The organism is Aphanizomenon sp. CS-733/32 (genome assembly GCF_028330045.1).
GTDB lineage: Bacteria > Cyanobacteriota > Cyanobacteriia > Cyanobacteriales > Nostocaceae > Dolichospermum > Dolichospermum gracile.
In genome coordinates this window covers 1-11809 of sequence record NZ_JAQMSE010000203.1, presented here as the reverse complement: position 1 = coordinate 11809, position 11809 = coordinate 1, and the positions used below count along the sequence as shown (strand labels likewise).

Below are 11809 nucleotides of genomic sequence, written 5' to 3'. Positions count from 1 at the left end.
CTTCTTTACTCTTGCCCCTTGCCTCTTGCCTCTTGCCTTACAAAAAATTCTGCATCACCGACATTTTCTGAATCAGCCATTTGCCTTCTTTGCGAACCAAATCATAACGAACCCGCAAGTTTTCATTAGAAGACTTTTGCTGCTGACTATTTTGATAAAACTTAGTAACCTCTTGTACCTTAGCGTCTACAGATACATAATTTTTATCTGTACCTTTTTTAGAGACAGCGACTATTTCTACATGATGCTTATATTGGCGATAGCGTTTCTCCTCTTGTTCTTGCTGGGCTACCGACTGCCATTGGGATAAAACTGCACCTGTTAAAATTTCCTTTAAACCATCAATGTCATGTTTTTGCCCTAAAGCTGAGGTTTTGGCAGATAACCAAGTTTCAATTACTTCCTTTGCTGTCTCCTTGGTCAGTTCTTCGTTATTGGTGGGTTCAGGTTCGCTATTCGGGTCAGGAATGTTGGTGGGTGGTTGATTTAGTTGTATTGCTAACTGTTCTCCCTTTAATGATGGACTGGGAAAGAAAATATTTTTGACCAAGCCAAAAGTTGTTGATACTAATAACGAAAAAATTAATACTCCTCCCAATGAGAAGAAAACTAGCCAAACTAAGCGCGTTTTTGGATCTAGACCATTGAGAAAATTAGTTTGAGACTGGATAAATCGCTGGGGAAGGGTATTAGCAGTGGGTTTACGTCTCCTGCGTTTGGGTGGTTGGTGGTTTGTCGCTGCGGTCGGATGATCATTAACTGGATGTGTTCTTCTGTTTGGGTTGGCTGCTGTTAAGGGTATTTGTGATATTTGATTTCCCCCATTTCCATCTGTTGATGGATGATTCCATCTCGGTATAGAACCCTGGGAAGATTCAGGTTGAGGTCGAGGATGGGTTTGTGGTAACTCAGGATTGACTGGTTGGTGATGTTGTGGTGTTTGTGTGGTGTGATTATGATGGTGATTGGAATGATGAATATCTGGCTGGGGAAAGGATTGATGGTTAATTACTGCCCATTCATTCGTGATTTGGGCATCGTTGGGTAAAGATTCTAAATAAGCTTGTACTTGTCTATCAGCAAAGTATTCTTTTAACGAGGCTTGCTGTTTTGCCAAATCTCGAAAATGGGGAAATACTTCTTGCTGCAACCATTGTTCACTGTATAAGCATAGTCCGGGTAACAGGTCTGGTGAGTCTTGGGATTTTTCCCGAATAAAAGCTAAGGCTTCATATTCTTGACTGAGTTCTAAAACCCGGGTGGCTTCTTCCGTTTGTCCCATGAGCAAGGCACAAAGGGATTGTTCCAAATGCACATCTTGGCGTTTGCCTAATTGCATTAACATTTGCTTGGCTTGGCGAATTAAAGCTGGTTGGCGTTGGGCAAAACCTCTGGCGATTAAGGAATATACTGCTAAATATGTAGCCACAGCTGAGGGGCGTTTACTTTCTAATTCAAAGAGTTTATGTTGTTCTGAGACTGTTAAATAATGGCGAATTTGTTGGATAAATCGTAAAAAGTCATCTATGTTGAGTCCTGATTGATCGTTGCCCGTGCCATCAATACCACCCCGGTCTTCTAAGATACTTTGTAATAATTCTAATCCTTGCCGACGTTTGGGGATCTGTGTTTGTGGTAGTGCTAATAGTTCCAAGATGCGGTAGGGACGCAGTTTGTAAAGATCGGCGGTCATTTCGGCGCGGACGCTGGGAAATAGGCCTTCCCGTGCTAATAATTCCTCACCAGTTTCTAGGGATACGGCGGCATTCTCATAGTGACCCTGCTGCCATTCTTCCCTTCCTAGTTCTAAGCAAGCTAGGGAGACGGTGAGGATAATGTCTGGTAGGTCTGGGTTTTCAGGAGTTTCTGTTTGGGTGGTACGATGACCTGTTTTGAGACTAATTAGACTAGGCTTATTAACTAGGTACGGGCGACCGAGTTTTAATACTAATTCATATTCTCCTAGTTCTTGGAGTATTAGCAAAGAACCAACAAATCGCTCTGGGGTGATTTCGATGCTGAGACTTTGAGCCTCTTGGTCTTTGGGGTTAGTATCTACTAGGTTTTCTTGTGAAACTGTGTCAGCATTTTTGTTAGGAGTATAAACGTGAGCTAGATAAAGCTGATCGTAGGCTTTGCGCTCGTCGGTATTTAATAAAACCATATAAGCTTCTTCAATCAGCTTCTTGCGAGAAGATATAGAGGTAGTCGAATATTCCCGTCGGGGCAATTGGACAATGCGATCGCTATATGCCTGTCGCAATTGTTCCTCATTTGCCGCCAACGGTAATCCTAGAATTCGGTAATAATCAAGCGGAATTCGCACAGCTTACGTCCCCTGCACTGTGTTCTCGTAGCATCTCGTAAAAATTAACATAATTTACCTGGAGCGTTCCAGGCTTCTAAAACCGTCCCATAATTATAAGACCTCACGGTAAGCGAAAAAATCAGTGTCTTCAGACCTAAGAGGGAAGCGACATGGGTGGTTTTAAGAACCATATTTGTTCATTACCGCCTTGGAGTTGGGAAATTCGGGGTACTTTTGTGATGTACTTTCAACGGGACAATTACCGATTCAAGTTTTCCAACTCTGTACGCATAATGTTTTGCTCCAAAGAGCCTCCCATTTCTGGGGTAATGTTAGCTTCGACCTGTTATAAGAGCTTTTTAGACTTGCAACACTGTTTCAGTGACCTTAAAACTGTTTAATTGCAAATGACAGAGCGGGGAACTAGCTTCGCATTCCGAGGTGTCGTGACTCCAATAACGGCTACCCTTAGACAACGCTCAGGGTGGTCTGGTCAGTACGGCTTGTTTGATTACTCTTGCAAGCCCAGTCCCTTTAGGGCTGGGTTACTGACAGCCTGATTAATACCGTGTTAACCTAGTACAATAAGTGTATATAGTAACAGATATCTTATTTTTTGCCGTTAATTTTTTTATATCTTCAGTTTAAAGTTACTGAATCAGGAGTTAGGGATCAATTACCTATTACCTGATTTTTAAACAATCCATTCCGAAGCCCGCTCACCCAAATCAAGAGGTATACTAACTGCTTTACCAAGACGAGGACGCTCTTTAGTTTCTAGAATAAAAGTTTGTACTTGTTGTATTCCGCCTAAAGCATTAAGATAATTAGCAATGTTGTCCAGATGATCTTGATAATCTGTCTCACTCATGGGAAAAGAAACTTGTCCAAAATATTTCCACATGATTTGCAGAAATATTTTGCCCTGAGTGCGGCGAAACTGGACATCATAAGGTTGTCCCCATTTATCAATCAACAGTTGGCGTAATTCCTTTCCGGTCATAGTAATTTTAGATTTTAGATTTTAGATTTTAGATTTTGGATTTTGGTAATTAGACAATTACTTCTCCCTGCTCCCTGCCCCCTGCCCCCTGCCCCCTGTTCCCTGCCTCCTGCCCCCCTGCCTCTTCCCCTTAGCTTATCTAGATTTTACATTTAGTTATGATATTAAGTTCCGTGACTCCAGTATGATAGGGATATAAAGAAATGTAATGCTAACGGAAAAGATGTTCACTATGTCTTGCAACTAAGAATTATGGCATCGTTGTGAGCGTTATGATTTCAGTTCAGATGAGAGTGGCTCTTGTGCTGGTACTCTTGTCAAAATGATTAATAAATTACACAAACAGCGCGGAGATTATGGCTCAATTTTCAGAAATCACAGACGTTCCCGATATGGGTCGTCGTCAGTTTATGAACCTGCTCACTTTTGGGACTGTTACCGGAGTGGCGTTAGGTGCATTGTACCCTGTTGTTAACTACTTCATCCCTCCTGCTAGTGGTGGTGCTGGTGGCGGTACTGTAGCCAAGAATGAACTAGGTAATGATGTTAGTGTTAGTAAGTTTCTGGATAGCCATAATGTAGGCGATCGCACTTTGGTGCAAGGACTCAAGGGAGATCCTACCTATATTGTAGTAGAAAGTAAAGAAGCGATCACTGACTACGGGATTAATGCTATTTGTACCCACTTAGGTTGTGTTGTGCCCTGGAACGTGGCAGAGAATAAGTTTAAATGCCCTTGTCATGGTTCACAATATGACGCTACTGGTAAAGTAATTCGTGGTCCTGCACCAAAATCCTTAGCTTTAGCCCATGCCAAGGTAGAAGACGACAAAATTCTACTCACACCTTGGACAGAAACCGATTTCCGCACCGGAGATGCCGCTTGGTGGGCTTAATTTCCAAGTTACACAAGTGCTTAGTCGTTTGGAGTAACTCTCAGATTCACTCTTGACAACTGACAACTGACAACTGACAACTGACAAATGACTTTATAGAGATGAGAAATGCCCTTACACCTGCGAGGTTAACTCGCACTGCTAAAGCAATGGTTAAGACATTGCTAATAGCGATCGCTACTGTTACCTTTTTCTTCACTAGCGATATAGCCGTTCCACAAACTGCCGCTGCCTATCCCTTTTGGGCGCAAGAAACCGCTCCCGCAACCCCCCGTGAAGCCACAGGGCGAATTGTTTGCGCTAACTGTCACCTAGCTGCTAAACCCACAGAAATAGAAATTCCCCAATCTGTACTTCCTGACACCGTATTTAAAGCCGTTGTCAAAATCCCTTACGATGCCACCGTGCAACAAGTTGGTGCTGATGGTTCTAAGGTGGGCTTAAATGTCGGGGCTGTATTAATGTTGCCCGAAGGCTTCAAGATTGCCCCAGAAGATCGCATTCCTGAAGAAATGAAAGAAGAAGTGGGTGACATGACATTCACCCCCTACAACGACAGCACAGATAATGTCGTCATCGTTGGTCCATTACCCGGTGAAGACTATCAAGAAATCGTCTTCCCCATTCTTTCTCCTAACCCCGCTACAGACAAAAATATCCACTTTGGCAAATACTCTGTTCATGTAGGCGGTAATCGCGGACGTGGACAAGTTTACCCCACAGGTGAGAAGAGCAATAATAACCTATTCAACGCTTCCGCTGCCGGTACAATTAGCAAAATTGCTCAAACAGAAGATGAAGACGGCAACGTTAAGAATCTAATCAGCATCACAACCGCAACTGGTGATGTTGTTACCGATACAGTTCCCGTTGGACCAGAATTAATTGTGACGGAAGGACAAGCCGTTGCCATTGGTGATGCTTTAACCAACAACCCCAATGTTGGTGGTTTTGGTCAAAGAGATGCAGAAATTGTTTTGCAAGACTCTTCTAGAGTTGCATGGTTAGTTGCTTTTATCTGTTTAGTGATGATGGCACAAGTAATGCTAGTTCTCAAGAAGAAACAAGTAGAAAAAGTCCAAGCTGCGGAAATGAATTTCTAAATCATAACTATGATCGGTGTGATTTATTTGATTTAGATAATTCATGAATCAAAAAAATCACTGTTCAGAATGATTACAAATTCTTGACTAGATTATTGGTTATTTGACAGGCTTTTCGCCTGTCTTTTTTCTTATAATGGGCAATAAACTGATCAAATTTATCAATACCTTGTCCATTTCCTGCTTTGTTGGGTTTTATGCTATTGCTCCGCGTTCACGCAGTGTCCCGCAGGGATACGTTTACGTTCCACAACCCAACCTTGTATCTTAGAGGTTGTTTGAAAAGTTTTAGGTTGTGATTTTAGGTACTTATTACCAGTCGGAAAAACCCTACAGCAAATTGTCATCAAACCCGGAACAAGAACCCCAACCCCCTCCCCGCAAGCGATGAGGGGGCTAAGATATACCTTATATGATTTGAAATCGCTGTATGAAAATACTCATCCTCAATGCCGGTTCTAGCAGCCAAAAGAGTTGTCTGTATGACATCACATCCACGATTCCTAATTTAGCCCCCCAACCTCTGTGGGTAGGAAAAATCAATTGGGCTGAAGACCATCAGGCAGAAATTACAGTTAAAACCGCTACAGGTGCAAAACTACAAGAAACCCTGACTGATGATTCCCGACAGGTGCAATTTACTCATTTGCTATCTACCCTTACAAATAGCACAACCAAGGTAATTGATGATTTAGCAGCCATAGATGTGGTAGGACATCGAGTGGTACATGGCGGACAAAATTACCAAGAGGCTGTAATAATTACGGAAGAAGTCAAACAGGCGATCGCTCACCTATGCAATCTAGCCCCAGCCCATAATCCAGCCGCTTTAGCTGGCATTGAAGCCATTGAAAATAGTCTAGGGAATATCCCCCAAATCGCAGTTTTTGATACCGGATTTCACCAAACTTTACCCGAAGCCGCAGCTACCTATCCCATCCCCTATCATTTAGTTCAACAAGATATTCGCCGTTACGGCTTTCATGGCATCAGTCACCAGTATTGTGCCAATCGAGCAGCGGAAATTCTTGGTCAAGATTTACAATCTCTGCGAATAATTACCTGTCATTTAGGTAATGGTTGTTCTTTAGCCGCTATCAAAAATGGTTGCAGTATTGACACAACAATGGGATTTACTCCCCTAGATGGTTTAATGATGGGTAGCCGCAGTGGTTCAATTGATCCAGGGATTTTAATTTATTTATTGCAACAGTATAATTACTCTAGTCAAGAATTAGATAATGTATTAAATAAAGCTTCAGGATTAAAAGGTATTTCTGGAGTATCTAGTGATTTAAGGGAAGTGATAGCCGCAAAAGACCAAGGTAATCAACGCGCCCAACTAGCCTGGGATATATACGTACATCGCCTCCGGTCTGGGATCGGGGCAATGTTGGCTAGTTTACAAGGTTTAGATGTTTTAGTTTTTACCGCTGGAGTCGGCGAAAACTCCCCAGCAATTCGTCAAGCTGCTTGCGAAGCCTGGGGATTTTTAGGACTGAAAATTGACTCAGCGAAAAATCACCAGCAACCTATTGATGTTGATATTGCCACACCTGATTCCACAGTGCGAGTCTTAGTTATAGAAACTCAAGAAGATTGGGCGATAGCTCAACAATCTTGGAAATTACTGCAAAAATAATAGAGGAGTCAGGAGAAAAAAGAAGAAAGAAGAAAATCCCTCCCTATTACCCATTACCCATTCCCTATTCCCTACTATGTTTTTATCTCGTGAAGCTATTACCACGCCCTTAGTTGCTGGCTTTTGTATTGTCAGTATTAGCTTAATGCAAATACCAAAACTGCAAAAACTATTAATTAATAAACAATCTATTTCCGCAGAAACTCTGCAAAAAGACCTCAAAAAACAAATTTTCCGCTTAAACTTACTTCAGGCTATCCCCAGTTTTAGTTATAAAAATCTCATTGCCGATTGGGTATATATTGACTTTTTGCAATTCTTCGGTGATAATGAGGCCAGAGACAAAACCGGATACAGTATCAGCCCGGAGTATTTTGAAGTTATTTTGGACCGTGATCCACGTTTTTTAGAAGCCTATTTAGGGCTTTCTATAAGTGGTTCTTTATATGGTGGTATGCCAGATAGGACTATAGCTCTGATGGAAAAAGGATTAAAATCCTTATCACCACAAATTCCCCCCAAATCATACTATATTTGGCGTTATAAAGGCACAGATGAGTTATTATTTTTAGGTAATGCTCAATCATCAAAAAAATCTTTCCTCAAAGCCGCAGAGTGGGCGATCGCTTATACTGATGAAGAAGGCAAGCAAGTAGCATATATTTCTCAGAAAACTGCGAAATTCTTGAGTAAAAATCCTGACAGTAAAGCAGCACGAGTAGCTACATGGGCAATGGTTTTAAACAATAATGTGGATGAAAAAACTCGCAACCGAGCAATTCAGGAAATTGAAGGCTTGGGAGGAAGGGTCGTTAAAAATGCTGACGGCACAGTTAGTATTAGACCACCAGAAAAAGATTGATTGGTCATTGGGTAATTTTATTCTTCCTCCTGACTCCTTAACTCCTGACTCCCGCAAAGAATCGCTACAATAGAATTCCTACTATCCTCATCTTTTAGTGCTGTAGGGTAGAACAAATTATTTTTATTGTGACAGGAGGATTATTTTAAGATATATTAAGATAAGTTAACATAATTATCATAATGTCCTCTTCCTTAGAGAAGCTAGGTATAAGCAGCAAACAAGTACAGGAGAATCAACATCGGTGAATAATAAAAGATGGCGAAATACGGGGCTGTACGCGCTCCTTTTTATAGTTGTTATTGCGCTAGGAACGGCATTGTTTGACAAACAACCTCAAAGCCGAGAAACATGGCGCTACAGCCAATTTCTCCAAGAAGTTGAAAAAGGCAGAGTTGAGAGAGTCAGTTTGAGTTCTGACCGGTCTACAGCTTTGGTGACACCTAAATATGACCCCAACAAAAAGATTGTTACCTTAGTTAATGACCCAGCTTTAATCAATACTCTCACAAATAAAGGTGTTGATATTGCCGTATTACCTCAAGCAGACGAAGGGTTCTGGTTTAAGGCTCTTAGCAGCTTATTCTTCCCTGTATTGTTGCTAGTTGGTTTATTTTTCCTTCTCCGTCGCGCTCAAGGTGGACCAGGTAGCCAAGCTATGAACTTTGGTAAATCTAAAGCCAGAGTGCAAATGGAACCCCAAACTCAAGTTACCTTTGGTGACGTTGCGGGTATTGACCAAGCCAAATTAGAATTAAATGAAGTTGTAGACTTTTTAAAGAATGCCGATCGCTTTACCGCCATTGGTGCAAAAATTCCTAAAGGTGTACTTTTAGTTGGACCTCCTGGTACTGGTAAAACCCTCCTCGCGCGGGCTGTTGCTGGAGAAGCAGGTGTTCCTTTCTTCTCAATTTCTGGTTCTGAATTTGTAGAAATGTTCGTTGGTGTGGGTGCTTCCCGTGTCCGCGATTTATTTGAACAAGCGAAAACCAATGCTCCTTGTATCGTCTTTATTGATGAAATTGACGCAGTAGGTCGTCAACGGGGTGCTGGTTTAGGTGGTGGTAACGACGAACGGGAACAAACCCTCAACCAGTTACTAACGGAAATGGATGGTTTTGAAGGTAACACTGGTATTATTATTATTGCTGCTACCAACCGTCCTGATGTATTAGATGCTGCTTTATTACGTCCGGGTCGTTTTGACCGTCAAGTTGTGGTAGACCGTCCCGACTACGCTGGTAGAAGTGAAATTCTCAGAGTTCATGCTCGTGGTAAAACTTTATCTAAAGATGTAGACTTGGATAAAATTGCCCGTCGGACTCCTGGTTTTACCGGTGCAGATTTATCTAACCTGTTGAATGAAGCCGCAATTTTAGCCGCCCGTCGGAATTTAACCGAAATTTCGATGGATGAAATTAATGATGCAATTGACCGTGTATTAGCCGGTCCTGAAAAGAAAGACCGGGTAATGAGCGAAAAGCGCAAAACTTTGGTTGCATACCATGAAGCAGGTCACGCTTTAGTTGGGGCTTTAATGCCTGACTATGACCCTGTGCAAAAGATTAGCATTATTCCTCGTGGTCAAGCCGGTGGTTTAACTTGGTTTACTCCCAGTGAAGACCGCATGGACACTGGTTTATATAGCCGTGCTTATTTGGAAAATCAAATGGCTGTGGCTTTAGGTGGTCGTCTGGCTGAGGAAATCATTTTTGGTGAAGAGGAAGTTACCACTGGTGCTTCTAATGACTTACAGCAAGTGGCTAGAGTAGCTAAACAAATGATAACTCGGTTTGGCATGAGCGATCGCTTGGGTCCAGTGGCCCTGGGTCGTCAACAAGGAAATATGTTCCTGGGTCGAGATATTATGTCAGAACGTGACTTCTCAGAAGAAACCGCTGCTGCTATTGACGAAGAAGTTCGGAAGTTGGTAGATACTGCTTACAGTCGAGCTAAAGAAGTTTTAGTTGATAACCGCAAGGTATTAGATGAAATTGCTCAAATGCTGATTGAAAAAGAAACCGTAGACGCTGAGGAATTACAAGAAATTCTTGGTAATAACGATGTGAAAATGGCTGCCTTTGCGTAATTTTTCCTAAACCTTTAAAAAGGGTAATTCTAGTTTTTCTGGAATTACTCTTTTTAGTTTCTTGTGAACGTTAAAGATGCTAAAATTGATCATCAATACACTCAATTTATCAAAGCTAAATTCACCAAATCTAAAAAATTTTTTGTCAAAGTATAATCAAAAAGATTTAATACCTGAGTTTTACAATTTTTTGTAGTAGTTGAAAAAACGAACTATGGAAAATAAAATCCAAAGTCCGTTTTCAAAGAGAGTCGGTAGTAAGCCGGGTTCTGTTCTCTTGCGAGGGCAGTTATCTATCTGGGATGCTTGTTACCAAACACCTCTAGCGGCTCTTTTGAAGCGGAACTGGTAAAAGACCAACCATAGTTCCTCGTGGCCTTGCTTCCAACCGGGGTTTACCGAGCCAACGCCTCTCGACGCTGCTGGTGCGCTCTTACCGCACCTTTGCACCCTTACCAATCAATAAATTGACTGGCGGTATCTTTCTGTGGCACTATCCTCACGATCGCTCGCACTGGGCGTTATCCAGCAGGTTTGGTCTTTCGGAAGCCCGGACTTTCCTCAAACCAGTCTTCATGACTAATCTGCAACTGCCCACGCCTACTCTCTTCTTTATTTTACATTTGATTGCCTGAAAATCACCAGATTCAGATCCCCGACTTTTTCCAGAAGTTGAGGATATTCATAGATCACTTTTTATTCCAAGGTAACGCATAGGTCCAAGGAAGCTTTTTAATAGTGAAAGGACAATTAATAATTGACACTGGAGGAACATTCATTCCTGGCGCAATACCGACTCTCATTTCCGAAATTCGCAGCACAATTTGTAATGAAAATTCTAAATCTTTTTTGCCATCTATAAAGTCTTTGTATAACTTCTTTTGTTTATCATTTTTCTTGATAGCAGCAACATTAATTAAGGGAGAAGCTGGTTTATATGTTCCTGATTCTTTGTCTCTTTGAAATACATCTTCTGCGGTGACATTTTCAGAAATTGTCTTTTTAGGAGCAATGATTGTCGGTACTTGAGGTATGGCTAAATCGCGGGTTACATCTGGAGATTTGCGAATCACGCGCCGAGATTGCTTGGTATGTTCAACGACGAAAGAACTATTATCCCAGTCAACATATATGGCAATACTATCTGATTTATTTTCAATACTCATTGATAACTCTTTGAGATCAGTTTCTACTTTATCCAAACCATAAGTACCTGTTTTAAAGGAAATACCCACAGTGTCTTGGAGATTTTGTTCTTTTAATTGATTATCAACAGCATCTTCTTGGAAATCTAGTTTTACTATATCGTCTATAGATTCAATCATGCGATTAAATGTCCAATAGACGGTTAGTATGTAAATCATCAAAATAATCAGATTTTGGTCACCACTTTGCATTTTTATAACCCTGATTTTCTACCCATTGGTAGATGGTAGCATAGTCTTAACTATGATTCGTCCGATTTTTTTGATTAATGTGATGAAGATTTTCACAGGTGTGACTCTCAATCATAAGAGTAAATCATCTTCATCCTATCAATCATAAAAATCATATTTCAAATTCTCTTGCAAAAGAAATACCCGCCAATTGCATTTCAATTACCAATACTCTTTGATAAATTACTTCTTGAAAACCACTACCCAATGTTTTATGCACAGTCATAGAACATCCAATGATTTTGGATGCCAGTTCTGAGTATTTATACTTTTCATTGATCATCTTTTCTTGACCCTAACTTACCCTACCCTACCTTACTTCATGATTGTCTAAGTAGAGTAACGTAAATAATTAAAGGTTTGTAGTAAGGTCTTTAGACCTGAAAGTAGGGCTAAAGCCCTAACTACGAGCCAATTTCAGAATCTGTTAACTTACTTAACATAGTTCTATTTATTTTTGTCTACCTACT

General features: G+C 41.1%; 9 protein-coding genes and 1 other RNA gene. 5 read left to right on the top strand and 5 right to left on the bottom strand.

Annotation, left to right across the window (positions count from 1 at the left end):
* Positions 1-37: 37 nt before the first annotated feature.
* Positions 38-2326 carry an IMS domain-containing protein gene (locus PN471_RS17045; RefSeq protein ID WP_271777862.1) on the bottom strand — a complete coding sequence of 763 codons (2289 nt, stop codon included), beginning with the start codon at positions 2324-2326 and terminating at the stop codon, positions 38-40.
* 676 nt (positions 2327-3002) lie between these two features.
* Positions 3003-3311: a DUF3067 family protein gene (locus PN471_RS17040; RefSeq protein WP_271777861.1), complete on the bottom strand. Its 309-nt coding sequence runs from the start codon at positions 3309-3311 to the stop codon at positions 3003-3005.
* Between the two features lie 356 nt (positions 3312-3667).
* Between PN471_RS17040 and petC the strand changes: the two genes are divergently transcribed.
* The 5 genes from petC to ftsH3 all read left to right on the top strand — a co-directional run bounded on the left by petC (position 3668) and on the right by ftsH3 (position 9903).
* Complete coding sequence (petC, locus tag PN471_RS17035) at positions 3668-4207, top strand: cytochrome b6-f complex iron-sulfur subunit (protein ID WP_271777860.1); 540 nt, start codon at positions 3668-3670, stop codon at positions 4205-4207.
* Between the two features lie 101 nt (positions 4208-4308).
* On the top strand, positions 4309-5310 hold the full coding sequence (gene petA, locus PN471_RS17030; protein ID WP_193896362.1) for a cytochrome f: 1002 nt from the start codon (positions 4309-4311) through the stop codon (positions 5308-5310).
* 430 nt (positions 5311-5740) lie between these two features.
* Positions 5741-6952 carry an acetate kinase gene (locus PN471_RS17025; RefSeq protein ID WP_271777859.1) on the top strand — a complete coding sequence of 404 codons (1212 nt, stop codon included), beginning with the start codon at positions 5741-5743 and terminating at the stop codon, positions 6950-6952.
* Positions 6953-7028: 76 nt separating this feature from the next.
* Complete coding sequence (locus PN471_RS17020; protein WP_271777858.1) at positions 7029-7814, top strand: hypothetical protein; 786 nt, start codon at positions 7029-7031, stop codon at positions 7812-7814.
* A gap of 244 nt (positions 7815-8058) precedes the next feature.
* Positions 8059-9903: an ATP-dependent zinc metalloprotease FtsH3 gene (gene ftsH3 / locus PN471_RS17015; protein ID WP_271777857.1), complete on the top strand. Its 1845-nt coding sequence runs from the start codon at positions 8059-8061 to the stop codon at positions 9901-9903.
* Between the two features lie 243 nt (positions 9904-10146).
* Here ftsH3 and rnpB read toward each other — a convergent pair.
* From rnpB to PN471_RS17000, 3 genes are all read right to left on the bottom strand, one after another.
* Positions 10147-10510: RNase P RNA component class A (gene rnpB, locus PN471_RS17010), an RNA gene on the bottom strand.
* 82 nt (positions 10511-10592) lie between these two features.
* Positions 10593-11300 carry a hypothetical protein gene (locus PN471_RS17005; protein ID WP_271777856.1) on the bottom strand — a complete coding sequence of 236 codons (708 nt, stop codon included), beginning with the start codon at positions 11298-11300 and terminating at the stop codon, positions 10593-10595.
* Positions 11301-11451: 151 nt separating this feature from the next.
* Positions 11452-11622 carry a GxxExxY protein gene (locus tag PN471_RS17000; protein ID WP_271777855.1) on the bottom strand — a complete coding sequence of 57 codons (171 nt, stop codon included), beginning with the start codon at positions 11620-11622 and terminating at the stop codon, positions 11452-11454.
* Positions 11623-11809 lie beyond the last annotated feature (187 nt).